The following is a 23,383-nucleotide window of genomic DNA, read 5'->3' on the forward strand; positions in this document are numbered from 1 at the left end:
CTCGCACCTCTATCTGCTCGGCGGGGAGAGCTACCGGCTGAAGCAGAAAACGCTCAGCTGACGATCACGGGTGGGTCAAAACTAATGACCGCTGGTGGGTCACTTCTGATGGCCATTGACAGCGCCTCTCGGCGCCAGTCGCGATGCAGAGTCGGGGCGCCGAACCGAGCGCTCCAACAAGGAGCGCCTGCGTCGCTATCGCCGAGGCGCCCTTCCACAATGCAGCCTGTGCAGAGCAGGTTCACGCCAAAATGTGATGAACCTAAAAAAACGGTTCTACGCAGACTGGCGTGAAGAGGCCGCAGGCCTCCCGGCGGGGTTGCCAGTGCCAGCGACCATCGCCAACGCCGTGGCCTCCGCCAAGGCGCCTGACGGCGCCAGTCGCGATGGAAACCAGCGCTCCAACAAGGTCAGCAGTAACCGCGCTGTAGGAGTATCTTTAGATCACGACTGGAGGCCGCAGGCCTCCCGGCGGTGTTGGAAACGTTACGGTTATCGCCGTGGCGGCGGGCTCCTCCAAGGCGCCTGACGGCGCCAGTCGCGATGCAGAGTCGGGGCGCCGAACCGAGCGCTCCAACAAGGAGCGCCTGCGTCGTTATCGCCGAGGCGTCCTTCCACAATGCAGTCTTTGCAGAGCAGGTTCACGCCAAAGTGTGAAGAACCAAAAAAACCGGCCCCTCGAAAGGGGCCGGTTTAGCGTACCGAAGCCGGAAGGCCGGTCGAGGATCACTCCTCGACAGCAACCTCTTCCTCGGACTCGACGATCGGACGATCGACCAGCTCGACGAATGCCATCGGCGCGTTGTCGCCGGTGCGGAAACCGCACTTCAGGATACGGACGTAACCGCCCGGACGCTCGGCATAACGCGGACCCAGCTCGTTGAAGAGCTTGCCGACCGCTTCCTTCGAGCGGGTACGGCTGAAGGCCAGACGACGGTTGGCGACGCTATCCTGCTTGGCCAGGGTAATCAGCGGCTCGATAACGCGACGCAGCTCCTTGGCCTTTGGCAGGGTTGTCTTGATCACTTCGTGCTCGACCAGCGAGATGGACATGTTCTTGAACATGGCCTGGCGGTGCGAGCTGGTACGATTCAGGTGACGACCACTCTTACGATGACGCATGGTTGCTATTCCTTACCAAACTGGGACTCGAGTCGACGCTCACGCAGAGGCCTTGTCGTCCTTCAGGCTTGACGGAGGCCAATTCTCCAACCGCATGCCCAGGGACAGACCGCGCGCTGCCAACACGTCCTTGATTTCATTCAAAGACTTCTTGCCGAGGTTCGGGGTCTTCAACAGCTCAACCTCGGTACGCTGAATCAGATCGCCGATGTAGTAGATATTCTCGGCCTTCAGACAGTTGGCGCTGCGGACAGTCAGCTCGAGATCGTCTACGGGGCGCAGCAGGATGGGATCGATATGATCCTCTTCCTCCTCGACTTCCTGTTCCTTGTCGGCTTCCAGGTCGACGAACGCTGCCAGCTGCTCCTGCAGGATGGTGGCGCTGCGACGGATCGCCTCCTCGGGATCCAGGGTGCCGTCGGTCTCCAGATCGATGATTAGCTTGTCGAGATCGGTACGTTGCTCGACACGCGCGGCATCGACCGCATAGGAGACACGGCGCACGGGGCTGAAGGTGGCATCCAGCTGCAGGCGACCGATGGCGCGAGACTCGTCGTCGGCGCCGACACGGGCGTCCGCCGGCTCGTAGCCGCGGCCACGGGCAATCTTCAGCTGCATTTTGAGCTCGGCGCCCTCATTGACGTGGGCGATGACATGATCCGGATTGACGACTTCGACGTCATGGTCAAGAACGATGTCACCCGCTGTCACCACGGCCGGGCCCTGCTTGTTCAGCGAGAGCACCGCCTCGTCACGACTGTGCATGCGGATGGCCACGTCCTTGAGGTTCAGGAGGATCTCGATGACATCTTCCTGAACTCCCTCGATCGCGCTGTACTCATGCTCAACACCCGAGATCTCGACTTCAACCACGGCACAGCCGGGCATGGACGAGAGCAGAATGCGACGCAACGCATTGCCCAGGGTGTGGCCAAAGCCACGCTCGAAGGGCTCGAGTACGATCTTCGCGTGATTAGCGCTGATCTCTTCGACCTTGATATCGCGCGGACGGAGAAACTCTGTCACTGAACGCTGCATAACTACACCTTTGAGGCTGCCTAACGGTTACTCGGTACTCGTTGCCGGCCCGTGAGGACCGGCACGACGCGGTCAGCGACGCTTACTTCGAGTACAGCTCGACGATCAGGTTTTCGTTGATGTCGGCAGACAGGTCGCCGCGTTCCGGGATAGCCTTGAAGGTGCCTTCCATCTTCTTCGCGTCCACTTCAATCCAGACGACCTCACCGCGATTGGCGGCGATGGAGAGCGCACTTTGGATACGCGCCTGGTTCTTGGCTTTCTCGCGAATGGAGACCACATCACCGGGTTTGACCTGGTAGGACGCCACGTTGACGGTGCGGCCGTTGACGGCGATGGCCTTGTGGCTCACCAGCTGACGTGCTTCAGAGCGGGTGGAGCCAAAGCCCATACGGTAGACGACGTTGTCCAGTCGGGTTTCGAGCAGCTGCAGAAGGACTTCGCCGGTGGCGCCGGAGCGACGGGCGGCTTCCTTATAGTAGCTGCGGAACTGCTTTTCAAGTACGCCATACATACGACGCACTTTCTGCTTCTCGCGAAGCTGCAAGCCGTAGTCTGAAAGACGCTGACGGCGCTGGCCGTGCACACCCGGAATTTGCTCGGATTTGCACTTCTTCTCGAAGGGAGTCACACCACTCTTCAGAAAGAGGTCGGTGCCTTCACGACGAGACAGTTTGCACTTCGGTCCAATATAACGAGCCATGAATCTGTCTCCTTAAACGCGGCGTTTCTTCGGCGGACGGCAGCCATTGTGGGGGATGGGCGTCGCGTCGGTGATGCTCTGCACGCGGAAGCCGGCAGCGCTAAGAGCGCGCACGGCAGATTCACGGCCAGGACCGGGGCCCTTGACCAGCACGTCGACGTTTTTCACACCATACTCGGCTGCAGCAGTCGCTGCACGTTCGCTTGCCACTTGAGCAGCGAACGGGGTGCTCTTGCGAGAACCACGAAAACCCGAACCACCGGCAGTCGCCCAAGAAAGAGCGTTGCCCTGGCGGTCTGTGATCGTCACGATCGTGTTGTTAAAAGAGGCGTGGATATGCGCGATGGCATCCACTACCTGCTTTTTAACCTTTTTACGGTTGCTGCGCGGGTTAGCCATGTTGATGTCGTTTCCTGTCTTTACGCCAGAACGTGCGTGTTACTTGCGAATCGGCTTGCGCGGGCCCTTGCGGGTACGCGCGTTGGTCTTGGTACGCTGACCACGCAGCGGAAGACCGCGACGATGACGCAGACCACGATAGCAACCCAGGTCCATGAGACGCTTGATATTGAGCGTCACATCACGACGAAGGTCGCCTTCTACGGTGTACTTGCCGACTTCACTACGCAGGGCATCCACTTCTTCAGAGGAAAGCTCCTGAATCTTTGCAGTCGGCGCGATGCCGGTGGCGGCACAAATCTGCTGTGCACGCGTGCGGCCAATCCCGAAGATATAGGTCAGCGAGATCGCCGCATGCTTGTTGTCCGGGATATTGACGCCTGCAATACGGGCCATCAGCTTACTCCGAAAATTGAGCGGCTTGCTCGTTTAGTCACTACAAAAGGCGCAACAGCATACCCCTTTACCCGAAGAAGGGCAAGGGGCATGCCGGCACCGCTTTCAACACGCGCCAGAATCAACCCTGGCGCTGCTTGTGCCGTGGCTCGATGCAGATGACGCGAACGGCGCCATTGCGACGAATAATCTTGCAGTTACGGCACATTTTCTTTACGGAAGCTCGAACTTTCATCGTTCCTTACTCCAAAATCAGCTCGCGGCGAAGGTGCTCCGGCGTTGCGCATCAGCGCATGATGCCGCCGCTGCCATAGCCTTTCAGGTTGGACTTCTTCATCACCGAGTCATACTGATGCGACATGAGGTGCGACTGCACCTGAGCCATGAAGTCCATGATCACCACGACAATGATCAGCAGCGCGGTCCCGCCGAAGAAGAACGGCACGTTCCAGGCCACGATCAAAAACTGGGGCATCAGGGAAACCGCAGCGATGTACAAGGCACCGAACAGGGTCAAACGCGTCATGACCTTGTCGACATAGCGAGCGGTCTGTTCACCAGGGCGTATGCCCGGCAGGAAGGCACCTGACTTCTTGAGATTGTCGGCGACATCCTTGGGGTTGAAGACCAGCGCTGTGTAAAAGAAGCAGAAGAATATCACCGCCGCGCCGAAAAGCAAGATATACAGTGGCTGACCCGGGCCGAGAGCCTGGGATGCACGCTGCAACCACTCCATTCCGTCACCGGCCCCTACCCACTGCCCCATTGATGCGGGGAACAGCAGAATACTTGAGGCGAAAATGGCAGGAATGACGCCCGCCATGTTCACCTTGAGCGGCAGGTAGCTACTTTGGCCGGCATACATCTTGTTGCCGACCTGACGACGTGGATAGTTCACCGTAATACGGCGCTGGCCGCGCTCGATGAACACCACGAAAGCCACGGTGGCGACACCCAGCACGGAAAGAGCCAGCAGTGGCAGCACATTCCAGGCACCTTCGTTGCGGGCCAGCTCGAAAGCTTGTCCCACAGCACCTGGAAGACCAGCGACGATACCGGCGAAGATCAGCAGCGAAATACCGTTGCCGATGCCCTTCTCGGTGATCTGCTCACCCAGCCACATCAGGAACACCGCACCGGTCACGAAGCTGACGATGGCGGTGAAGTAGAAACTGAAGTCTGCCGTGTAGGCGATGCCTTGGCTAGCCAGGCCCACCGACATGCCGGTGCCCTGGACAAGAGCCAGCAACACCGTACCGTAGCGGGTGTACTGGCTTATCTTGCGGCGGCCAGCCTCACCTTCCTTCTTGAGCTGTTCAAGATGGGGTGAGACCGCGGTCAAGAGCTGCATGATGATCGACGCCGAAATGTACGGCATGATCCCCAGCGCCATGATGCTCATGCGCTCCAGCGCACCACCCGAGAACATGTTGAACATGCCCAGAATGGTACCCTGCTGCTCCCTGAACAAGGCAGCAAGCTGGTCAGGATTGATACCGGGCACGGGAATATGGGCACCGATACGGTACACCACGATGGCGAGGAGCACGAAGCGCAGACGCGCCCACAGTTCACTCAGACCGCTGCCCATCGCCGGCATGTTTCCTGACTTGGCCATTTAGTCCTCTACCTTGCCACCGGCGGCTTCGATTGCGGCACGGGCACCCTTGGTGACCTTGATGCCGCGTACGGTAACCGCCTTGTTGACGTCGCCGGAAAGGATGATTTTTGCGTGAAGCGTGGCATCCTTGAGCACGTTGGCTTCCTTGAGAGTCGCCATGGTGACTTCATCACCCGCGACCTTTGACAGCTCGCCCAGGCGAACCTCTTCGGAGACCAGCGACTTCGCCGAGGTGAAGCCGAACTTGGGCAGGCGCCGCTGAAGCGGCATCTGGCCGCCCTCGAAGCCAGGCTTCACGGTGCCGCCGCTGCGCGACTTCTGGCCCTTGTGACCACGGCCACCGGTCTTGCCCAGACCGGAGCCAATGCCACGACCGACCCGCTTTTCGGCGTGTTTGGAACCCGGTGCCGGGCTCAGGCTATTGAGTTTCATGGATTACTCTCCCTCAACACGCACAAGGTAATTAACCTTGTGGATCATGCCGCGAACGGCAGGGGTGTCTTCCAGTTCAACCGTGTGACCAATGCGACGCAGACCCAGGCCTTTCATGGTGGCCTTGTGCTTGGGCAGTGTGCCGATGGTACTGCGGGTCTGGGTAACCTTGAGTGTTGCTGCCATGGTATTCACCCCGTTATCGCGTCGACAGACAGACCGCGCTTGGCGGCGATGTCGTCCGGCGACTGCATGGAAGCGAGGCCCTTGACGGTTGCCCGCACCACGTTCACCGGGTTGGTGGAGCCGTAGCACTTGGCCAGGACGTCGTGGACGCCTGCCAGCTCGAGCACGGAGCGCATGGCGCCGCCAGCGATGATCCCGGTACCTTCTGAGGCCGGCTGCATGTACACCTTTGAGGCACCGTGACGGGCCTTGACCGGGTACTGCAGCGTGTGGCCCTTCAGGCTGACCTTGACCATGTTGCGGCGCGCCTGATCCATGGCCTTCTGGATCGCGACCGGCACTTCACGCGCCTTGCCACGACCGAAGCCCACACGACCATTGCCGTCGCCGACGACGGTCAGAGCGGTGAAGCCGAAAATCCGGCCACCCTTGACCACCTTGGCGACACGGTTGACCTGTACGAGCTTTTCCTGCAGGTCGCCGGTGTTCTGTTCGTTCTTCGCCATCGTAAAACCCTTTAGAATTCCAGGCCGCCTTCACGCGCGGCGTCGGCCAGGGCCTTGACACGGCCATGGTACTTGAAGCCGGCACGATCGAAGGCTACCTGGGTGATGCCTGCCTGCTTGGCACGTTCGGCAATCAGCGCACCCACCTTGGCGGCGGCGTCCGAATTTCCGGTCGCACCCTCGCGCAAGTCCTTGTCCAGCGTGGAAGCGCTGGCCAGCACCTTGCCACCATCCGGCGAGATAATCTGCGCATAGATGTGACGCGGGGTACGGTTGACGCACAGGCGATACACGCCCAGCTCGCGCATCTTGGCACGAGCGCGGCGGGCACGACGGAGACGAGATTCTTTCTTCGCGTTCATAACCCTGCCTTACTTCTTCTTGGCTTCTTTGCGACGCACCTGCTCGTCGGCGTACCGTACACCCTTGCCCTTATAGGGTTCCGGGGGACGGAAGGCGCGGATTTCCGCAGCGACCTGGCCGAGCTTCTGCTTGTCCGCGCTCTTCAGCACGATCACGGTGTTCTTCGGCGTTTCCGCCGAGACACCATCAGGCAGTGTGTAGTCGACCGGGTGCGAGAAGCCCAGTGTCAGGTTGAGCGTCTGGCCCTTGGCCTGGGCACGATAGCCGACGCCGATGATTTCCAGGGACTTGGTGAAGCCCTCGGAGACGCCGGTGACCAGGTTCTGGACCAGTGCGCGTGAGGTGCCGGCCATGGCCCAGGACTTGGCGGTCTTGCTCGGGTTGAAGGTCAATTGTCCTTCTTCCTGAGCGACGACCACGTCCGGGTGGACGGTCATGGACAGCGTGCCTTGGCTGCCCTTGACGGTCAGCTGGTCGCCATCAAGCTTGATGTCGACGCCGGCAGGCAATTTAACCGGATATTTGGCTACGCGGGACATTCCAAACTCCTAGAATACGGTGCAGATGACTTCACCACCGACGCCCGCCTCGCGAGCGGCACGGTCGGTCATCACGCCCCGGGAGGTGGTGACGATCGCGACACCCATGCCATCCGCCACCTTGGGCAGTGAAGACTTGCCCTTGTACTGGCGCAGAGACGGCTTGGAAACCCGCTGCAGGTGCTCGATGACCGGCCTTCCCTCAAAGTACTTGAGGGTGACGGTCAGCTCGGGCTTGGTGCTTTCAGCCACCGCAAAGTCGGTGATATAGCCCTCTTCCTTCAATACGCGGGCCACCTCGACCTTGAGCTTCGAAGACGGCATGGTGACCGTCTCCTTGGTGGCCATCTGCGCATTGCGGATACGGGTCAGCATATCCGCCAGAGTGTCTTGCATGCTCATTTACGTTGCGCTCCTGATGATTCCGTGGCGGCTTACCAACTGGACTTCTTCAGTCCAGGGACTTCGCCACGCATAGCGGCTTCACGCAGCTTGTTGCGGCCCAAGCCGAACTTGTTGTAGTAGCCGTGCGGACGGCCAGTGATACGGCAGCGATTACGCTGACGCACCGGGCTCGAGTCACGCGGCAACTGCTGCAGCTTGAGCGTTGCGTCGAAGCGCTCTTCTTCAGAAGTGTTCACGTTCTGGATGATCGCCTTGAGCTCAGCGCGCCGGACCGCGTACTTCGCGACCAGCTTGGTGCGCTTGAGCTCACGCTCTACCATGCTTTTCTTTGCCATGATCCAACCCTTATTTCTTAAACGGGAAGTTCAGCGCGCTCAGCAGCGCACGACCTTCTTCGTCGGTGTTGGCAGTGGTGGTGATGGTGACATCCAGACCACGAATCCGGTCGATCTTATCATACTCGATCTCCGGGAAGATGATCTGCTCACGCACACCCATGGAGTAGTTGCCGCGACCGTCGAAAGACTTCGGGTTGAGACCACGGAAGTCACGCACGCGGGGTATCGCGATGTTGACCAGGCGATCAAGGAATTGCCACATGCGCTCAGCGCGCAGGGTTACCTTGATGCCGATCGGCCAGCCTTCGCGCACCTTGAAGCCCGCGATGGACTTGCGTGCCTTGGTCACCAACGGCTTCTGACCGGAGAGCTTCTCCAGGTCGCCGACGGCATTCTCGATCAGCTTCTTGTCGCTGGTCGCGTCGCCGATGCCCATGTTCAGAGTCACCTTGGTGATCCGCGGCACCTGCATCACGTTGGCGTAGCTGAACTGCTCTTTGAGCTGAGCCACCACCTCGTTCTGATAACGTTCTTTCAAGTTCGCCATTTTGCTACCCGACTCGCGTTAGGCGTCGATCTGCGTCTGCGTCGACTTGTAGATACGTACCTTGGTACCGTCTTCCTTAACCTGGAAGCCGACGCGATCCGCCTTACCGGTCTCCGAATTGAAGATCGCCACGTTGGACGCGTGAATCGGAGCCTCGCGCTCGACGATACCGCCCTGCTTGCCTGCCATTGGATTGGGCTTGGTGTGACGCTTGATCATGTTCACACCGGACACCACAAAGCGTTCCTCTCCGAGGACGCGCTTTACCGTGCCACGCTTGCCCTTGTCCTTGCCGGCGATGACGATCACTTGATCGTCACGTTTGATCTTTTGCATATCCGCCTCGCTCCTTACAGCACTTCGGGCGCCAGGGAAATGATCTTCATGAACTTCTCGTTACGAAGCTCACGCGTCACCGGCCCGAAGATACGGGTACCGATCGGCTGTTCGTTGGTGTTATTCAACAGAACTGCCGCATTTCCATCGAAGCGGATCAGCGAGCCGTCGGGACGACGGACTCCGCTGCGGGTGCGAACCACCACCGCCTTGAGGACCTGGCCTTTCTTGACCTTGCCACGCGGAATGGCTTCCTTCACCGTGACCTTGATGATGTCACCCACGCGGGCGTAGCGACGGTGTGAACCGCCAAGCACCTTGATGCACTGCACCCGGCGCGCTCCGCTGTTGTCGGCGACATCCAGCATTGTCTGAGTCTGAATCATCGGTTTTCTCCAAACCTAATCTGACTGCTCTCGCCGAGCTCAGCCTTTGGCCTGCTCGACCACCTCGACCAGGGACCAGGCTTTCTTCCTGGACAGCGGACGGCATTCCTGAATGGAAACCGTGTCGCCGACCTTCGCCTGATTTGTCTCGTCGTGGGCGTGCAGCTTGGTGGAGCGCTTGACGTACTTGCCATAGATCGGGTGCCGCTCGCGGCGTTCGATCATGACGACGATGGACTTCTCCATCTTGTCGCTCACCACCTTGCCGGTGAGCGTACGAGCTTTCTTTTCTTCGGCCATCTCAGTCACCTGCCTTCTCGTTGAGCACAGTCTTGACGCGGGCGATATCCCGACGGACCTGCTTGAGCAGATGAGTCTGGCTCAGTTGGCCAGTGGCCTTCTGCATGCGCAGGTTGAACTGCTCGCGGAGGAGTTCGAAGAGCTGCTCACGCAGTTCGTCTACTGACTTTTCACGAAATTCCTGGGCGTTCATCACATCACCGTCCGTTTCACAAAGGTGGTGGATATGGGCATCTTCTGAGCCGCCAGGGAGAAAGCTTCACGAGCCAGCTCTTCCGGCACCCCTTCGATTTCATACAGGACCCGGCCTGGCTGGATCTGGGCGACCCAGTACTCGACGGAGCCCTTGCCCTTGCCCATACGAACTTCGAGCGGCTTCTTGGAAATCGGCTTGTCCGGGAATATGCGGATCCAGATCTTGCCGCCACGCTTGACGTGACGGGTGATCGCACGGCGGCCGGCCTCGATCTGACGCGCGGTGATACGACCGCGACCAGTTGCCTTCAGGCCATATTCCCCGAAGCTGATCTTGCTCCCGCGATGTGCCAGGCCACGGTTGCGACCCTTCATCATCTTGCGGAATTTCATGCGCTTGGGTTGTAACATCGACTCGCTCTCCCCTTACCTGGAACCTTTCTTCTTGGAGGGCGCGGCCTGCGGCTGTTTAGCCTTGGCGCGGACCTCTTCGATGCCCCCGAGGATTTCACCCTTGAAGACCCAAACCTTGACACCGATGATGCCGTAGGTTGTTTTTGCTTCGTAGGTGGCGTAGTCGATGTCCGCACGCAGGGTGTGAAGCGGCACACGGCCTTCGCGGTACCATTCGGTACGCGCGATTTCCGCACCACCGAGGCGACCTGACAGCATCACCTTGATACCACCTGCACCCAGGCGCATGGCGTTCTGAACGGAACGCTTCATGGCGCGACGGAACATGACGCGACGCTCGAGCTGGCCGGCGATGTTCTGCGCGACGAGCTTGGCGTCCAGTTCCGGCTTGCGGACTTCTTCGATGTTGACGTGCACGGGCACGCCCATCATCGCCGTGACGTCGCGACGTAGACGATCGACGTCCTCACCCTTCTTGCCAATCACGATGCCCGGACGGGCGGTGTGAATGGTGATGCGGGCGTTGTTCGCCGGACGCTCGATGTGGATGCGACTCACGGACGCATTCTTCAAGCGCTCCTCGAGGAAGCGACGCACTTCGAGATCATTGTTCAGCTTGTCGGCATAGGCACCGCGCTCGGCATACCACACCGAGGAGTGATCTTTGACGATACCCAGCCGAATACCTGTCGGATGTACTTTCTGACCCATCTGGTCGACTCCTACTTCTCGGCTACCTTGACGGTGATGTGGCAGGTGCGCTTCAAGATACGATCCGCACGGCCCTTGGCGCGCGGCTTGATACGCTTGAGCGTCATGCCCTCATCGACGCAGATGGTCGAGACACGCAACTCGTCGATATCCATACCGTTGTTTTCTTCCGCATTCGCGATGGCGGACTGAAGCACTTTCTTGACCAGCTTGGCAGCCTTCTTCGGTGAGAAGGTCAGCAGGTCAATTGCTTCGGCGACCGGTTTACCGCGCACCTGGTCAGCCACCAAACGGGCCTTCTGGGCGGATAAACGAGCGCCACGCAGCTTAGCTGTGACTTCCATCTCTCAATCCTCTCTGGCTTACCGTTTGGCTTTCTTGTCCGCCGCATGCCCGCGATACGTGCGGGTGGCAGCGAATTCGCCCAGCTTGTGGCCAACCATTTCCTCGGAGACATGCACCGGGACGTGTTGGCGACCGTTATGGACAGCAATGGTGAGCCCAACCATATTCGGCAGGATCATCGAGCGACGCGACCAGGTCTTGATCGGTTTGCGATCGCTCTTCTCCACTGCAGCCTCAACCTTCTTCAGCAGATGAAGGTCAATGAAGGGACCTTTCTTCAGTGAACGTGGCACAGCCGTTACCCCTTAATGTCTTGGCAATTTAGATCAACGCGTCTTATTACGGCGACGAATGATCAGCTTGTCGGTGCGCTTGTTCTTACGCGTCTTGTGACCCTTAGTCGGCACACCCCATGGGGATACCGGGTGACGACCACCACTGGTGCGGCCTTCGCCACCACCGTGCGGATGATCCACCGGGTTCATCGCGACACCGCGAACGGTCGGACGTACACCTCTCCAGCGCTTCGCACCGGCCTTGCCAAGTTGACGCAGGCTGTGCTCGGAGTTGCTCACTTCACCCAGGGTCGCGCGGCACTCGGCCAGCACCTTGCGCATCTCGCCGGAGCGCAGACGCAGGGTGGCATAATTGCCTTCACGAGCGACCAACTGGGCGCTGGTACCGGCACTGCGCGCGATCTGGGCACCCTTGCCGGGCTTCAGTTCGATGCAGTGCACGGTGGAACCCAGCGGGATGTTACGCAGCGGCAGGGTGTTGCCCTTCCTGATCGCCGCGTTGACACCAGACTCGAGACGGTCGCCGGCCTTCACGCCCTTGGGGGCTATGATGTAGCGACGTTCGCCGTCCAGGTACTTGAGCAGCGCGATATGGGCGCTACGGTTCGGGTCGTATTCCAGGCGCTCGACGATGGCGGGAACGCCATCCTTGGTGCGCTTGAAGTCAACGAGCCGATAATGCTGACGGTGACCACCGCCCACGTGGCGGGTGGTGATGCGACCGTTGTTGTTACGTCCACCGGACCGCGACTGCTTCTCGAGCAGCGGTGCATAGGGCTTGCCCTTGTGCAGGTCCTCGCTGACGATCTTGACGACGTGGCGACGACCGGCGGATGTGGGTTTTGTCTTGACGATTGCCATGATCCGTACTCCTGCCCTTATTCGGCGCCAGTGAAGTCTTCGAGCGTCTCGCCGGCGGCCAGGGACACATAAGCCTTGCGGTAGCCCTGACGGCGGCCCAGACCCTGCGCGGTACGCTTGGTCTTGCCCTTGACGTTCAATACCTGGACGCGATCGACCTTTTTACCGAACAAAACCTGAACGGCCTGCTTGATTTCCGGCTTGGTCGCGTCACTGGCCACCTTGAACACGTACTGGTTGTTCTCAGCGGCGAAAGCGGCCTTCTCGGTCACGTGTGGACCAAGCAGAACCTTGAATACGCGTTCCTGGTTCATGCCAGCTTCTCCTCGAATTTACGCAGAGCAGAGACGGTGACCAGCACCTTGTCGAAGGCGATCAGGCTCACCGGGTCGGCAGCAGCCACATCCACCACATCCACGTTGGGAATGTTGCGGGCGGCCAGATAGAGCTTCTCGTCAACTTCCTCGGTGACGATCAGCACTTTCTCAAGGTTCAGCTCCTTGAGCTTGGCCACCAACTCCTTGGTCCGGGGCGCTTCGACGGTGATCTCGTCGACCGCCACCAGACGCTCCTGGCGAACCAGCTCGGAGAGAATCGCACGCATGGCCGCACGGTACATCTTGCGATTGACCTTGTGGGAGTGATCCTGCGGACGCGCCGCAAAGGTCACACCACCGCTGCGCCACAGGGGCGAGCGGATAGTTCCGGCACGAGCGCGGCCGGTGCCCTTCTGGCGCCACGGCTTCTTGCCACCACCACGAACGTCGGAACGGTTCTTCTGAGCGCGCGTCCCCTGACGACCACCGGCCAGATAGGCGGTGACGACCTGGTGAACCAGCGCCTCGTTGAATTCTTTGCCAAAGGTGGCGTCGGCGACTTCGACAGTGCCCGCGCCTGCAGCTAGATTCAGATTCATCGGTTCTATCCCCTTCAGCCAGCTTTGACGGCGCTGCGCACAATGACGTCGCTGCCGGTAGCACCGGGCACGGCACCCTTGATCAGCAGCAGGTTGCGTTCGGCGTCGACACGGACAATTTCCAGGCTCTGCACGGTGCAGCGGACATTGCCCATCTGGCCGGCCATCTTCTTACCCTTGAAGACGCGACCTGGGGTCTGACACATGCCGATGGAACCCGGCGCACGGTGCGACAGTGAGTTGCCGTGGGTGGCATCCTGGGTACGGAAATTCCAGCGCTTGACGGCGCCCTGGAAGCCCTTGCCCTTGGAGGTACCGGTCACATCAACCATTTGACCAGCTTCGAAGAGGGATACGGTGAGTTCGCCGCCCACTGCCGGAGCCTCATCGCCTTCTACAAGGCGGAACTCCATCAGCGCACGACCGGCCTCGACACCCGCCTTGGCATATTGACCTGCCTGGGCCTTGGTGAGGTGCTTGGCCTTGCGGGAGCCGGTTGTGACCTGAATCGCCGCGTATCCATCAGACTCGACAGACTTGACGCTAGTGACGCGATTCGGTTCAACCTCGATCACGGTTACGGGCACAGAGGCGCCATCTTCGGTAAAGACACGGGTCATACCGGCCTTTCTACCGACTAAACCGATAGTCATTCTCAGTCTCCTTTAGTGTACGGGGCTATCACCCGCTATGGCTGCCCTTTCCAGAGCATTCCACTAGCACGTTGTATGACGCCATCTCGGCGTGGCGGCTGCTGCTCATGCTAGCTCTTCAAAAGAGGCGATGAGCGCTGGGCCGCGGGGTGTCTAGTGTAGTCAGTCGAGCTTGATCTGAACGTCCACGCCAGCGGCGAGGTCGAGCTTCATCAGAGCGTCGACAGTCTTCTCGGTCGGCTCGACGATATCGAGCACACGCTTGTGAGTGCGAATCTCATACTGATCGCGCGCGTCCTTGTTGACGTGCGGTGAGACCAGGATGGTGTAGCGCTCACGATTGGTCGGCAGCGGAATCGGCCCACGCACCTGAGCACCGGTACGCTTGGCGGTTTCAACGATCTCCGCGGCGGACTGGTCGATCAGGCGATGGTCGAAAGCCTTCAACCGAATGCGAATCTTCTGGTTCTGCATTTGCCCTAAACTCCAATGGATGTCAACGGCGTCGGCCGTCTACCCACGCATTCAAAGGATGCGCATTATAGGCACGTCACAAGCGAGAGTCAATCACTCTGCCTGCGGTGCGCAGAAAGGGGGCCCCTTGCGGAGCCCCCTTCGATCATTCCAGCAAAAACCGCTTACTGGACGATCTTGGCCACGACGCCAGCGCCGACGGTACGACCGCCTTCGCGGATGGCAAAGCGCAGGCCGTCATCCATGGCGATCGGAGCGATCAGGGTAACAACCATCTTGACGTTGTCACCCGGCATGACCATCTCGACGCCTTCTGGCAGCTCACAGGTACCGGTCACGTCAGTGGTGCGGAAGTAGAACTGCGGACGGTAGCCCTTGAAGAACGGCGTGTGACGACCACCCTCTTCCTTGGACAGCACGTAGACTTCAGCCTCGAAGACAGTGTGCGGATTGATGGAGCCCGGCTTGGCCAGAACCTGGCCACGCTCGACGTCATCACGCTTGGTGCCACGCAGCAGGGCGCCGACGTTCTCACCGGCACGACCTTCGTCGAGCAGCTTGCGGAACATCTCGACGCCGGTCACGACGGTCTTGGTGGTATCGCGAATACCGACGATCTCGACTTCCTCGCCCGCCTTGACGATGCCACGCTCGATACGACCGGTAACCACGGTGCCACGACCAGAGATAGAGAAGACGTCCTCGATCGGCATCAGGAACGGCTGATCGATGGCGCGCTCCGGCTCCGGGATATAGTCGTCCAGGGCCTTGATCAGGTTGGCAACGGCGGTGGTACCCATGCCGTTGTCGTCCTTGCCTTCCAGAGCCATCAGGGCAGAACCGGTGATGATCGGGGTGTCGTCGCCCGGGAAGTCGTACTCGCTCAGCAACTCGCGGACTTCCATCTCGACCAGCTCGAGCAACTCTTCGTCGTCGACCATGTCGGCCTTGTTCAGGAACACGACGATGTACGGTACGCCGACCTGACGCGAGAGCAGGATGTGCTCACGGGTCTGCGGCATGGGGCCGTCGGCAGCGGAACAGACCAGGATGGCGCCGTCCATCTGAGCGGCACCGGTGATCATGTTCTTGACGTAGTCGGCGTGCCCCGGGCAATCGACGTGCGCGTAGTGACGCTGCTCGGACTGATACTCGACGTGAGAGGTGGCGATGGTGATGCCGCGCTCACGCTCTTCCGGTGCGTTGTCGATGGTGTCGAATTCACGCCAGTCGCCGCCGAAAACTTCGGCAGAAACACGAGTCAGGGCCGCAGTCAGAGTGGTCTTGCCGTGGTCGACGTGACCGATGGTGCCGACGTTGACGTGCGGTTTGGAACGTTCGAATTTTTCCTTAGCCACTTCGATAACCTCTTTACGTTAGCTAAAACGGTTTAACCTTTCTGGTTGATGACGGCTTCTACGATGCTGGAGGGCGCCTCGTCGTACTTCGAGAACTCCATAGTGTAGCTCGCACGACCCTGGGACTGAGAGCGCAGATCGGTTGCATAACCGAACATCTCGCCCAGTGGCACCGTCGCGCGGATGATCTTGCCGGAGGAAGAGTCATCCATGCCCTGCACCAGACCGCGGCGACGGTTCAGGTCGCCCATGACGTCACCCATGAATTCCTCGGGGGTCACGACCTCGACCTTCATCACCGGTTCCAGCAGCACGGCTTTGGCCTTCCTGGCCCCTTCCTTGACCGCCATGGAAGAGGCAACCTTGAACGCGTTCTCGTTCGAGTCCACGTCATGGTAGGAACCATCGTACAGCGTGACTTTGACGTCGATCATCGGATAACCCGCGATGACGCCGTTCTGCAGCTGCTCAAAGGCCCCCTTCTCGACGGCACCCACGTACTCCTTGGGCACCACACCGCCGACGATCTCGGAAGCGAACTTGAAGTGCATGTCTTCGTCTTCGCCCTTGTCCGCCTCGGTCAGCGGCTCGATACGCAGCCAGACGTGGCCGTACTGGCCGCGACCGCCAGACTGGCGCACGAACTTGCCTTCCTGCTCGACGCTGCCGCGAATGGTCTCGCGGTAGGCGACCTGGGGCTTGCCGATATTGGCCTCGACCTTGAACTCGCGACGCATGCGGTCGACGATGATATCGAGGTGTAGCTCGCCCATCCCGGAGATGATGGTCTGACCCGTTTCCTCGTCGGTCTTGACGCGGAACGAGGGGTCTTCCTGGGCCAGCTTGCCCAGCGCCACGCCCATTTTCTCCTGGTCGGTCTTGGTCTTCGGCTCCACGGCCACGGAGATCACCGGATCCGGGAACTCCATGCGCTCCAGCACGATCTTGTCATTCAGATCGCACAGGGTATCGCCCGTGGTGACGTCCTTCAGGCCGATACAGGCAGCGATGTCACCAGCCAGAACTTCCTTGATCTCTTCACGCGAGTTGGCGTGCATCTGCACGATACGACCCACTCGCTCTTTCTTCTGCTTGACCGAGTTGTAGACGCTGTCGCCGGAGTTCAGCACCCCGGAATAGACGCGAATGAAGGTCAGTGTGCCGACGAACGGATCGGTGGCGATTTTGAACGCCAGCGCGGCGAAAGGCGCACTGTCGTCCGCCTCGCGAGTGGCGATAGTGCCATCCTTGTCGTCCAGCTCACCCTCGATGGCCTTGACCTCGGTGGGTGACGGCATGTACTCGATGACGCCATCGAGAACCGCCTGCACACCTTTGTTCTTGAACGCCGAACCGCAGGTGACCAGCACGATTTCGTTGGCCAGGGTGCGGCGACGCAAGCCGGCCTTGATCTCGTCGACGGTCAGCTCTCCACCCTCGAGATACTTCTCCATCAGCTCTTCGGATGCCTCGGCGGCAGCCTCGACCATCTCCTCGCGATACTTCTCCGCTGTTTCCTGGAGCTCGACTGGGATATCGACGAGGTCATAGCTCATGCCCAGGCTGTCTTCATCCCAGAGAATGGCCTTCATCTGGATCAGATCGACGACGCCCTTGAACTCTTCCTCGGTGCCCCAGTTGATCTGGATCGGCACCGCGTTGGCTCCCAGCTTTTGCTTCAGCTGGTCAACCACCATGAAGAAATCGGCGCCAGTGCGGTCCATCTTGTTGACGAACACCATGCGCGGGACTTCGTACTTGTTGGCCTGGCGCCAGACGGTCTCGGTCTGGGGCTGAACGCCGGACGATCCGCACAGCACCACCACGGCACCATCGAGTACACGCAGGGAACGCTCGACTTCGATGGTGAAGTCTACGTGTCCCGGCGTGTCGATGATGTTGATGCGGTGCTCATCGAACTGCTGATTCATGCCCTTCCAGAAGGTGGTGACGGCAGCCGAGGTGATGGTGATACCACGCTCCTGCTCCTGCTCCATCCAGTCGGTTGTAGCAGCACCGTCGTGCACTTCGCCGACCTTGTGGGACAGGCCGGTATAGAACAGCACGCGCTCGGTCGTGGTGGTCTTGCCGGCATCGACGTGAGCGACGATGCCGATGTTACGGTAGCGTTTTAGTGGAGTCTTGCGAGCCACGGTGGAACTCCCCGTTGGTTGGCGATGCGATTAGAAGCGACGCACTTAGAAGCGGTAGTGCGAGAACGCCTTGTTGGCCTCGGCCATGCGATGCACGTCTTCACGCTTCTTGACCGCAGAGCCCTTGCCCTCGGCGGCATCGAGCATCTCGCCAGCGAGGCGCTGCACCATGGTCTTCTCGCCGCGCTTGCGTGCCGCATCCACCAGCCAGCGCATGGCCAGTGCTTGGCGTCGCGAGGGGCGGACTTCTACCGGAACCTGATAGGTCGCTCCGCCAACGCGGCGAGACTTGACCTCGACCATCGGCTGGATGGCTTCCAGTGCGCGATCGAAGATCTCCAGCGGTTCTTCCTTGCTGCGCTCGGCAACCTTGTCCAGTGCACCATAGACGATGTGCTCGGCCACGGACTTTTTGCCGCTGTACATCAGATGGTTCATGAACTTCGCCAGGCGCTCGCTTCCGAACTTGGGATCCGGCAGGATTTCGCGCTTGGCTACTACTCTTCTTCTAGGCATGACAAGCCCTCTATCGAAGGGTCTTTCAGGCAAACCCGGGACTCCCGCACGCTCTTTTCGAACTGGCGACGCCCGGCCTTACTCTTATCAGACCGAAATTGATTCTGGATGCGAACCGAGGCCAATCAGGACTTCGGACGCTTGGTGCCGTATTTGGAACGGCCCTGCTTACGGTTCTGAACACCGGAGGTATCGAGGGCGCCGCGAACGGTGTGATAGCGCACGCCTGGCAAATCCTTGACACGACCGCCACGGATCAGCACCACAGAGTGCTCCTGGAGGTTGTGACCCTCGCCGCCGATATAGGAGGACACTTCGAATCCGTTGGTGAGGCGCACACGGCAAACCTTACGCAGGGCCGAGTTCGGCTTCTTCGGGGTGGTGGTGTACACGCGGGTGCAGACTCCGCGCTTCTGCGGACAGGCCTGCAGCGCCGGCACGTCGCTCTTGGCGGCGGGGCGCTTGCGCGGCTTGCGCACGAGCTGATTGATCGTTGCCATGTTATCTAGCTGACTCCAATGGTTGCCTTGCCTTTCAGCGGGCGCGGGCACACCCACCCCACTGTTAAAGGCTGCGCATTCTAATGTCTAGCGGGGGCGGGCGTCAAGCCGAGAGCACCGCTCTCGGCTTGACAACCTCGCACGCCGCCTACAGGTCGTCGTCGTCAGAATCGAGCGCGGTGAGCTGGGCACCCAGCTCCTGCTCGACATCGAAGGCCGACGGGTGGAGCAGGCGCTCAGTATCATCACGCTTGCGGCGACGCTCCTGATGATGGGCCAGGCCGGTTCCTGCCGGAATCAGACGTCCCACCACCACGTTCTCTTTCAGGCCGCGCAGATAGTCGCGCTTGCCGGTGACCGCCGCCTCAGTCAGTACCCGCGTGGTCTCCTGGAAGGAGGCCGCGGAGATGAACGACTCGGTGGCCAGGCTGGCCTTGGTGATACCCAGCAGGACACGCTGATATTTGGCAGGAAATTTCTCAGCCTTCTCCAGGCGTGAGTTCTGCTCAAGCACCCGCACCAGCTCGACCTGATCACCCGGGATGAAGTCGGAATCGCCCGAATCGGTGATCTCGATCTTGCGCAGCATCTGACGCACGATCACTTCGATGTGCTTGTCGTTGATACCCACACCCTGGAGGCGGTAGACCTCCTGGATCTCGGCGGTGATGTACTTGGCCAGCTCTGCCACACCCAGCAGTCGCAGGATGTCGTGCGGGTTGCTGGGGCCGTCAGAGATCACCTCGCCCTTCTCGACGCTCTCACCCTCGAAGACGGCGATCTGGCGCCATTTCGGGATCAGCGCCTCGAACGGATCGCTGCCATCCTCGGGCGAGATCGTCAGGCGACGCTTGCCCTTGGTCTCCTTGCCGAAGCTGATGACGCCGCTGATCTCGGCGAGAATCGCTGGCTCTTTTGGCTTGCGCGCCTCAAACAGGTCAGCCACGCGGGGCAGACCACCGGTGATGTCCTTGTTGCCGGACGCCTCCACCGGGATACGCGCGACGATCTCACCGACACCGATCTTGGCACCATTGTCTGTCGAGACAATCGACTTGCCTGGCAACAGGTACTGGACGGGCGTGTTTGAACCGGTAACGCTGATCGGCTCGTCGGCCTCGTCGGTGAGCAGGATCATCGGACGCTTGTCGCGGCCAGCCTGTGGGCGCGCGGCAGACTCGATTACCTCGATGGAGGAGAGGCCGGTCATCTCATCCACACTGCGGTGAATGGTCATGCCCTCGTCCATATCGGCGTACTGCACCTTGCCCTCGACCTCGGCGATGATCGGGTGGGTGTGTGGATCCCACTTGGCCACGGCCTGACCGGCGTCCACGGCATCACCATCCTTGACGGAAAGCTCGGCGCCGTAAGGCAGCTTGTAGTACTCACGCTCGCGGCCATGGTCGTCGGCGACGGCCAGGGCGCTGGAGCGGGACACCACCACCAGCTTGCCATCGGCACGCTCGACAAATTTGATGTTGTGCAGGCGTACGCGACCGCCATGCTTGACCTGGACGCTGTCAACCGCGGAGGCGCGCGATGCCGCACCGCCGATGTGGAAGGTCCGCATGGTAAGCTGGGTGCCGGGTTCGCCAATAGACTGGGCAGCGATAACACCTACCGACTCGCCGATGTTGACCTGATGGCCGCGTGCCAGATCGCGGCCGTAGCAGCAGGCACAGACACCGTGAGCAGACTCGCAGGTAATGGCGCTACGCACCACGATCTCGTCGACGCCCATGGTATCGAGGTGCTCGCACCAGGCTTCGTCGAGCAGGGTGCCTTTCTCGATCAGTACTTCGTCGGATGCAGGATCGATGACGTCCTGGGCCACCACGCGGCCCAGCACGCGCTGCGCCAGGGAAACGATGATATCGCCGCCCTCGATGACCGGGTGCAGGGTCAGGCCACGCTCGGTGCCACAGTCGATTTCAGTGATCACCATGTCCTGGGCCACGTCGACCAGACGACGGGTCAGGTAGCCGGAGTTGGCGGTCTTGAGTGCCGTGTCCGCCAGACCTTTCCGTGCGCCGTGGGTCGAGATGAAGTACTGCAGTACGTTCAGGCCTTCGCGGAAGTTGGCAACGATCGGCGTCTCGATGATCGAGCCGTCCGGCTTGGCCATCAGGCCACGCATGCCCGCCAGCTGGCGGATCTGAGCGGCACTACCCCGGGCACCGGAATCGGCCATGATGAAGACGCTGTTGAAGGAGTCCTGCTCGACCTCGTTGCCATCACGGTCGATCACGGTCTCCTTTTCGATCCCACGCATCATCGCCTTGGCCACTTTATCGTTGGCCTTGGACCAGATATCGATGACCTTGTTGTACTTCTCGCCAGCGGTAACGAGACCCGAGGAGAACTGATCCTCGATCTCCTTGACCTCGGCCTCGGCCGCGTCGACGATCTCGCTCTTGGCATCCGGAATGACGAAGTCGTTGACGCCGATGGAGGCGCCCGACCAGGTCGCCATGCGGAAACCGGTATACATCAGCTGGTCGGCGAAGATGACCGTCGGCTTCAGGCCGGCACGGCGATACACCTCGTTGAGCAGCTTGGAGATGGCTTTCTTCTTCATCGGCTGGTCGACCAGCTCGAAGGGCACGCCATCGGGCAGGATACGGAACAGCAGTGCGCGACCGGCGGTTGTGTCGTAGATGGTGCGCGTCGTGCTCTGCTCACCGGTCTCCTCGTCGACCAATACCTCGGTGAGTCGAACCTTGACCCGGGCGTGCATCGACACGCTCTGAGTACCGAAGGCACGCTCGACTTCGTTGAGGCCGGAGAACACCATGCCCTCGCCCTTGGCGTTGATCTTCTCGCGAGTCATGTAGTACAGACCCAACACCACGTCCTGGGACGGTACGATGATCGGATCACCATTGGCCGGCGACAGCACGTTGTTCGTCGCCATCATCAGCGCCCGCGCCTCGAGCTGGGCTTCCAGCGTCAGCGGTACGTGGACCGCCATCTGGTCACCGTCGAAGTCGGCGTTATAGGCGGCACACACCAGCGGATGCAGCTGGATCGCCTTGCCCTCGATCAGCAGCGGCTCGAAGGCCTGGATTCCCAAACGGTGCAGGGTCGGCGCGCGGTTGAGCAGCACCGGGTGCTCGCGGATGACCTCGGCGAGGATATCCCACACCTCGGGCAACTCGCGCTCGACCATCTTCTTGGCGGCCTTGATGGTGGACGCCTGCCCCTGGGATTGCAGCTTGGAGTAAATGAACGGCTTGAACAGCTCCAGCGCCATTTTCTTGGGCAGACCGCACTGGTGCAGACGCAGGGTCGGACCCACAGTGATGACCGAACGGCCCGAGTAGTCGACGCGCTTGCCCAGCAGGTTCTGACGGAAGCGCCCTTGCTTGCCCTTGATCATGTCGGCCAAGGACTTCAGCGGCCGCTTGTTGGAGCCGGTGATGGCGCGGCCACGACGGCCGTTATCCAGCAGGGCGTCGACCGCCTCCTGCAGCATGCGCTTCTCGTTGCGCACGATGATGTCCGGCGCATTGAGGTCGAGCAGCCGCTTCAGGCGGTTATTGCGGTTGATCACCCGGCGATACAGATCGTTCAAGTCCGAGGTGGCAAAGCGGCCACCGTCCAGCGGTACCAGCGGACGCAGGTCCGGCGGCAGCACCGGCAGTACCTCCATGACCATCCACGCCGGCGCATTGCCGGAGTTGTAGAAGGCTTCCAGCAGCTTGAGGCGCTTGGAGAGCTTCTTGATCTTGGTCTCGGAGTTGGTCTGAGGGATCTCCTCGCGCAACCGGTCGATCTCTTCGGGCAGGTCGATGTCTTTGAGCAGCGCCTGGATCGCCTCGGCGCCCATGCGGGCGTCGAAGTCGTCACCGAACTCCTCGAGGGCCTCGAAGTACTGCTCGTCGTTGAGCAGTTGACCGCGCTCCAGCGTGGTCATGCCCGGATCGATGACCACGAAGCTCTCGAAGTAGAGCACCCGCTCGATGTCGCGCAGGGTCATGTCGAGGAACATGCCGATGCGTGACGGCAGCGACTTCAGGAACCAGATGTGCGCCACCGGCGAGGCCAGCTCGATGTGACCCATCCGCTCGCGACGCACCGCCGCCTTGGTCACCTCGACGCCGCACTTCTCGCAGATGATGCCGCGGTGCTTCATGCGCTTGTACTTGCCGCAGAGACACTCGTAGTCCTTCACCGGGCCAAAGATCTTGGCACAGAACAAGCCGTCCCGCTCCGGCTTGAAGGTACGGTAGTTGATGGTCTCGGGCTTCTTGACCTCACCGAAGGACCAGGAGCGAATCATGTCCGGCGAGGCGAGCGAGATCTTGATCGCATCGAACTCTTCGGACTGTGACTGCGATTTGAGGACTTTCACCAAATCTTTCATGGAGT

At 60.4% G+C, this 23,383-nt stretch carries 33 protein-coding genes; all 33 read right to left on the minus strand.

Going from position 1 to position 23,383, the window contains the following annotated elements; all coding sequences use genetic code 11:
• Nucleotides 1–726 precede the first annotated feature (726 nt).
• The 33 genes from rplQ to rpoC all read right to left on the minus strand — a co-directional run bounded on the left by rplQ (nt 727) and on the right by rpoC (nt 23,378).
• On the minus strand, nt 727–1,122 hold the full coding sequence (gene rplQ / locus DU490_RS15300) for a 50S ribosomal protein L17 (protein WP_043513715.1): 396 nt from the start codon (nt 1,120–1,122) through the stop codon (nt 727–729).
• A gap of 39 nt (nt 1,123–1,161) precedes the next feature.
• Nucleotides 1,162–2,160: a DNA-directed RNA polymerase subunit alpha gene (locus DU490_RS15305; protein WP_114575139.1), complete on the minus strand. Its 999-nt coding sequence runs from the start codon at nt 2,158–2,160 to the stop codon at nt 1,162–1,164.
• An 82-nt stretch (nt 2,161–2,242) separates the two neighbouring features.
• Entirely contained in the window at nt 2,243–2,863 is a 621-nt protein-coding gene (gene rpsD / locus DU490_RS15310; protein ID WP_043518281.1) for a 30S ribosomal protein S4, read from the minus strand.
• Between the two features lie 12 nt (nt 2,864–2,875).
• Complete coding sequence (gene rpsK, locus DU490_RS15315; protein ID WP_043518279.1) at nt 2,876–3,262, minus strand: 30S ribosomal protein S11; 387 nt, start codon at nt 3,260–3,262, stop codon at nt 2,876–2,878.
• A 39-nt stretch (nt 3,263–3,301) separates the two neighbouring features.
• Nucleotides 3,302–3,658, minus strand: coding sequence for a 30S ribosomal protein S13 (gene rpsM / locus DU490_RS15320; protein WP_066443688.1), 357 nt, complete (start codon nt 3,656–3,658; stop codon nt 3,302–3,304).
• A 121-nt stretch (nt 3,659–3,779) separates the two neighbouring features.
• Nucleotides 3,780–3,893: a 50S ribosomal protein L36 gene (gene rpmJ / locus DU490_RS15325; protein ID WP_009099023.1), complete on the minus strand. Its 114-nt coding sequence runs from the start codon at nt 3,891–3,893 to the stop codon at nt 3,780–3,782.
• A gap of 51 nt (nt 3,894–3,944) precedes the next feature.
• Nucleotides 3,945–5,276, minus strand: coding sequence for a preprotein translocase subunit SecY (gene secY / locus DU490_RS15330; RefSeq protein WP_066443685.1), 1,332 nt, complete (start codon nt 5,274–5,276; stop codon nt 3,945–3,947).
• A complete protein-coding gene (gene rplO, locus DU490_RS15335; protein ID WP_066443682.1) occupies nt 5,277–5,711 on the minus strand; it encodes a 50S ribosomal protein L15 in 435 nt (144 codons plus the stop codon).
• Between the two features lie 3 nt (nt 5,712–5,714).
• Nucleotides 5,715–5,897 (minus strand): 50S ribosomal protein L30, encoded by a 183-nt coding sequence (gene rpmD / locus DU490_RS15340; protein ID WP_066452141.1) that lies wholly within the window; start codon nt 5,895–5,897, stop codon nt 5,715–5,717.
• A gap of 5 nt (nt 5,898–5,902) precedes the next feature.
• Nucleotides 5,903–6,403, minus strand: coding sequence for a 30S ribosomal protein S5 (gene rpsE / locus DU490_RS15345; RefSeq protein WP_066443679.1), 501 nt, complete (start codon nt 6,401–6,403; stop codon nt 5,903–5,905).
• An 11-nt stretch (nt 6,404–6,414) separates the two neighbouring features.
• A complete protein-coding gene (rplR, locus tag DU490_RS15350) occupies nt 6,415–6,765 on the minus strand; it encodes a 50S ribosomal protein L18 (RefSeq protein ID WP_114575140.1) in 351 nt (116 codons plus the stop codon).
• Between the two features lie 9 nt (nt 6,766–6,774).
• Complete coding sequence (gene rplF, locus DU490_RS15355; RefSeq protein WP_114575141.1) at nt 6,775–7,305, minus strand: 50S ribosomal protein L6; 531 nt, start codon at nt 7,303–7,305, stop codon at nt 6,775–6,777.
• Between the two features lie 9 nt (nt 7,306–7,314).
• Entirely contained in the window at nt 7,315–7,707 is a 393-nt protein-coding gene (gene rpsH / locus DU490_RS15360) for a 30S ribosomal protein S8 (RefSeq protein WP_114480486.1), read from the minus strand.
• A gap of 32 nt (nt 7,708–7,739) precedes the next feature.
• Complete coding sequence (gene rpsN / locus DU490_RS15365; protein ID WP_114575142.1) at nt 7,740–8,045, minus strand: 30S ribosomal protein S14; 306 nt, start codon at nt 8,043–8,045, stop codon at nt 7,740–7,742.
• A 10-nt stretch (nt 8,046–8,055) separates the two neighbouring features.
• A complete protein-coding gene (rplE, locus tag DU490_RS15370; RefSeq protein ID WP_114575143.1) occupies nt 8,056–8,595 on the minus strand; it encodes a 50S ribosomal protein L5 in 540 nt (179 codons plus the stop codon).
• Nucleotides 8,596–8,613: 18 nt separating this feature from the next.
• Nucleotides 8,614–8,931, minus strand: coding sequence for a 50S ribosomal protein L24 (gene rplX, locus DU490_RS15375; RefSeq protein ID WP_114575144.1), 318 nt, complete (start codon nt 8,929–8,931; stop codon nt 8,614–8,616).
• Between the two features lie 14 nt (nt 8,932–8,945).
• Nucleotides 8,946–9,317, minus strand: a complete 372-nt coding sequence (gene rplN, locus DU490_RS15380; protein WP_008959163.1) for a 50S ribosomal protein L14 — start codon at nt 9,315–9,317, stop codon at nt 8,946–8,948.
• A 39-nt stretch (nt 9,318–9,356) separates the two neighbouring features.
• Entirely contained in the window at nt 9,357–9,617 is a 261-nt protein-coding gene (rpsQ, locus tag DU490_RS15385; RefSeq protein ID WP_066443648.1) for a 30S ribosomal protein S17, read from the minus strand.
• Between the two features lies 1 nt (nt 9,618).
• Complete coding sequence (rpmC, locus tag DU490_RS15390; protein ID WP_114480489.1) at nt 9,619–9,810, minus strand: 50S ribosomal protein L29; 192 nt, start codon at nt 9,808–9,810, stop codon at nt 9,619–9,621.
• Nucleotides 9,810–10,223: a 50S ribosomal protein L16 gene (gene rplP, locus DU490_RS15395; RefSeq protein ID WP_114480490.1), complete on the minus strand. Its 414-nt coding sequence runs from the start codon at nt 10,221–10,223 to the stop codon at nt 9,810–9,812. The genes rpmC and rplP overlap by 1 nt, the downstream gene beginning before the upstream one ends.
• 15 nt (nt 10,224–10,238) lie before the next feature.
• Nucleotides 10,239–10,937, minus strand: coding sequence for a 30S ribosomal protein S3 (gene rpsC, locus DU490_RS15400; protein WP_066443639.1), 699 nt, complete (start codon nt 10,935–10,937; stop codon nt 10,239–10,241).
• An 11-nt stretch (nt 10,938–10,948) separates the two neighbouring features.
• A complete protein-coding gene (gene rplV, locus DU490_RS15405; protein WP_018917732.1) occupies nt 10,949–11,281 on the minus strand; it encodes a 50S ribosomal protein L22 in 333 nt (110 codons plus the stop codon).
• Nucleotides 11,282–11,299: 18 nt separating this feature from the next.
• Entirely contained in the window at nt 11,300–11,575 is a 276-nt protein-coding gene (gene rpsS / locus DU490_RS15410; protein WP_008959165.1) for a 30S ribosomal protein S19, read from the minus strand.
• A gap of 33 nt (nt 11,576–11,608) precedes the next feature.
• Nucleotides 11,609–12,439: a 50S ribosomal protein L2 gene (gene rplB / locus DU490_RS15415; RefSeq protein WP_114575145.1), complete on the minus strand. Its 831-nt coding sequence runs from the start codon at nt 12,437–12,439 to the stop codon at nt 11,609–11,611.
• Nucleotides 12,440–12,456: 17 nt separating this feature from the next.
• Nucleotides 12,457–12,753 (minus strand): 50S ribosomal protein L23, encoded by a 297-nt coding sequence (rplW, locus tag DU490_RS15420; protein ID WP_102653884.1) that lies wholly within the window; start codon nt 12,751–12,753, stop codon nt 12,457–12,459.
• Nucleotides 12,750–13,355 carry a 50S ribosomal protein L4 gene (rplD, locus tag DU490_RS15425; protein ID WP_114575146.1) on the minus strand — a complete coding sequence of 202 codons (606 nt, stop codon included), beginning with the start codon at nt 13,353–13,355 and terminating at the stop codon, nt 12,750–12,752. Before rplD ends, rplW begins: the two co-directional genes overlap by 4 nt.
• Nucleotides 13,356–13,369: 14 nt before the next feature.
• The gene (gene rplC / locus DU490_RS15430) at nt 13,370–14,008 is read right to left on the minus strand and encodes a 50S ribosomal protein L3 (protein WP_114575147.1); all 639 of its coding nucleotides are present in this window, start codon (nt 14,006–14,008) and stop codon (nt 13,370–13,372) included.
• A gap of 162 nt (nt 14,009–14,170) precedes the next feature.
• A complete protein-coding gene (gene rpsJ, locus DU490_RS15435) occupies nt 14,171–14,482 on the minus strand; it encodes a 30S ribosomal protein S10 (protein WP_114575148.1) in 312 nt (103 codons plus the stop codon).
• A gap of 164 nt (nt 14,483–14,646) precedes the next feature.
• Nucleotides 14,647–15,840 (minus strand): elongation factor Tu, encoded by a 1,194-nt coding sequence (gene tuf / locus DU490_RS15440; RefSeq protein WP_114575149.1) that lies wholly within the window; start codon nt 15,838–15,840, stop codon nt 14,647–14,649.
• Nucleotides 15,841–15,872: 32 nt separating this feature from the next.
• Complete coding sequence (gene fusA / locus DU490_RS15445) at nt 15,873–17,993, minus strand: elongation factor G (protein WP_114575150.1); 2,121 nt, start codon at nt 17,991–17,993, stop codon at nt 15,873–15,875.
• Between the two features lie 45 nt (nt 17,994–18,038).
• Nucleotides 18,039–18,509, minus strand: coding sequence for a 30S ribosomal protein S7 (gene rpsG, locus DU490_RS15450; RefSeq protein ID WP_114480494.1), 471 nt, complete (start codon nt 18,507–18,509; stop codon nt 18,039–18,041).
• 125 nt (nt 18,510–18,634) lie between these two features.
• Nucleotides 18,635–19,009, minus strand: coding sequence for a 30S ribosomal protein S12 (gene rpsL, locus DU490_RS15455; RefSeq protein WP_010626462.1), 375 nt, complete (start codon nt 19,007–19,009; stop codon nt 18,635–18,637).
• 148 nt (nt 19,010–19,157) lie between these two features.
• Nucleotides 19,158–23,378, minus strand: coding sequence for a DNA-directed RNA polymerase subunit beta' (rpoC, locus tag DU490_RS15460; protein WP_114575151.1), 4,221 nt, complete (start codon nt 23,376–23,378; stop codon nt 19,158–19,160).
• Nucleotides 23,379–23,383: the final 5 nt, after the last annotated feature.

Origin of the sequence: Halomonas sp. DQ26W, from assembly GCF_003339685.1 — a bacterium.
GTDB lineage: Bacteria > Pseudomonadota > Gammaproteobacteria > Pseudomonadales > Halomonadaceae > Halomonas.

Bases quoted from the DNA above. Each gene is read 5' to 3' on its own strand.
- rplO (WP_066443682.1), bottom strand. From the start codon at position 5,711: ATGAAACTCAATAGCCTGAGCCCGGCACCGGGTTCCAAACACGCCGAA.
- rpmC (WP_114480489.1), bottom strand. From the start codon at position 9,810: ATGAACGCCCAGGAATTTCGTGAAAAGTCAGTAGACGAACTGCGTGAG.
- rplQ (WP_043513715.1), bottom strand. From the start codon at position 1,122: ATGCGTCATCGTAAGAGTGGTCGTCACCTGAATCGTACCAGCTCGCAC.
- rpsQ (WP_066443648.1), bottom strand. From the start codon at position 9,617: ATGGCCGAAGAAAAGAAAGCTCGTACGCTCACCGGCAAGGTGGTGAGC.
- rplX (WP_114575144.1), bottom strand. From the start codon at position 8,931: ATGCAAAAGATCAAACGTGACGATCAAGTGATCGTCATCGCCGGCAAG.
- rplR (WP_114575140.1), bottom strand. From the start codon at position 6,765: ATGAACGCGAAGAAAGAATCTCGTCTCCGTCGTGCCCGCCGCGCTCGT.
- secY (WP_066443685.1), bottom strand. From the start codon at position 5,276: ATGGCCAAGTCAGGAAACATGCCGGCGATGGGCAGCGGTCTGAGTGAA.
- rplB (WP_114575145.1), bottom strand. From the start codon at position 12,439: ATGGCAATCGTCAAGACAAAACCCACATCCGCCGGTCGTCGCCACGTC.
- rpsD (WP_043518281.1), bottom strand. From the start codon at position 2,863: ATGGCTCGTTATATTGGACCGAAGTGCAAACTGTCTCGTCGTGAAGGC.
- rpsN (WP_114575142.1), bottom strand. From the start codon at position 8,045: ATGGCAAAGAAAAGCATGGTAGAGCGTGAGCTCAAGCGCACCAAGCTG.
- rpsC (WP_066443639.1), bottom strand. From the start codon at position 10,937: ATGGGTCAGAAAGTACATCCGACAGGTATTCGGCTGGGTATCGTCAAA.
- rpmD (WP_066452141.1), bottom strand. From the start codon at position 5,897: ATGGCAGCAACACTCAAGGTTACCCAGACCCGCAGTACCATCGGCACA.
- rpsG (WP_114480494.1), bottom strand. From the start codon at position 18,509: ATGCCTAGAAGAAGAGTAGTAGCCAAGCGCGAAATCCTGCCGGATCCC.
- rplP (WP_114480490.1), bottom strand. From the start codon at position 10,223: ATGTTACAACCCAAGCGCATGAAATTCCGCAAGATGATGAAGGGTCGC.
- DU490_RS15305 (WP_114575139.1), bottom strand. From the start codon at position 2,160: ATGCAGCGTTCAGTGACAGAGTTTCTCCGTCCGCGCGATATCAAGGTC.
- rplC (WP_114575147.1), bottom strand. From the start codon at position 14,008: ATGACTATCGGTTTAGTCGGTAGAAAGGCCGGTATGACCCGTGTCTTT.
- rpmJ (WP_009099023.1), bottom strand. From the start codon at position 3,893: ATGAAAGTTCGAGCTTCCGTAAAGAAAATGTGCCGTAACTGCAAGATT.
- rpsK (WP_043518279.1), bottom strand. From the start codon at position 3,262: ATGGCTAACCCGCGCAGCAACCGTAAAAAGGTTAAAAAGCAGGTAGTG.
- rplD (WP_114575146.1), bottom strand. From the start codon at position 13,355: ATGAATCTGAATCTAGCTGCAGGCGCGGGCACTGTCGAAGTCGCCGAC.
- rpsE (WP_066443679.1), bottom strand. From the start codon at position 6,403: ATGGCGAAGAACGAACAGAACACCGGCGACCTGCAGGAAAAGCTCGTA.
- rpsH (WP_114480486.1), bottom strand. From the start codon at position 7,707: ATGAGCATGCAAGACACTCTGGCGGATATGCTGACCCGTATCCGCAAT.
- rpsM (WP_066443688.1), bottom strand. From the start codon at position 3,658: ATGGCCCGTATTGCAGGCGTCAATATCCCGGACAACAAGCATGCGGCG.
- rplF (WP_114575141.1), bottom strand. From the start codon at position 7,305: ATGTCCCGCGTAGCCAAATATCCGGTTAAATTGCCTGCCGGCGTCGAC.
- rpsJ (WP_114575148.1), bottom strand. From the start codon at position 14,482: ATGCAGAACCAGAAGATTCGCATTCGGTTGAAGGCTTTCGACCATCGC.
- rplE (WP_114575143.1), bottom strand. From the start codon at position 8,595: ATGGCGAACTTGAAAGAACGTTATCAGAACGAGGTGGTGGCTCAGCTC.
- rplV (WP_018917732.1), bottom strand. From the start codon at position 11,281: ATGGAAGTCACAGCTAAGCTGCGTGGCGCTCGTTTATCCGCCCAGAAG.
- rplW (WP_102653884.1), bottom strand. From the start codon at position 12,753: ATGAACCAGGAACGCGTATTCAAGGTTCTGCTTGGTCCACACGTGACC.
- rplN (WP_008959163.1), bottom strand. From the start codon at position 9,317: ATGATTCAGACTCAGACAATGCTGGATGTCGCCGACAACAGCGGAGCG.
- rpsL (WP_010626462.1), bottom strand. From the start codon at position 19,009: ATGGCAACGATCAATCAGCTCGTGCGCAAGCCGCGCAAGCGCCCCGCC.
- rpoC (WP_114575151.1), bottom strand. From the start codon at position 23,378: ATGAAAGATTTGGTGAAAGTCCTCAAATCGCAGTCACAGTCCGAAGAG.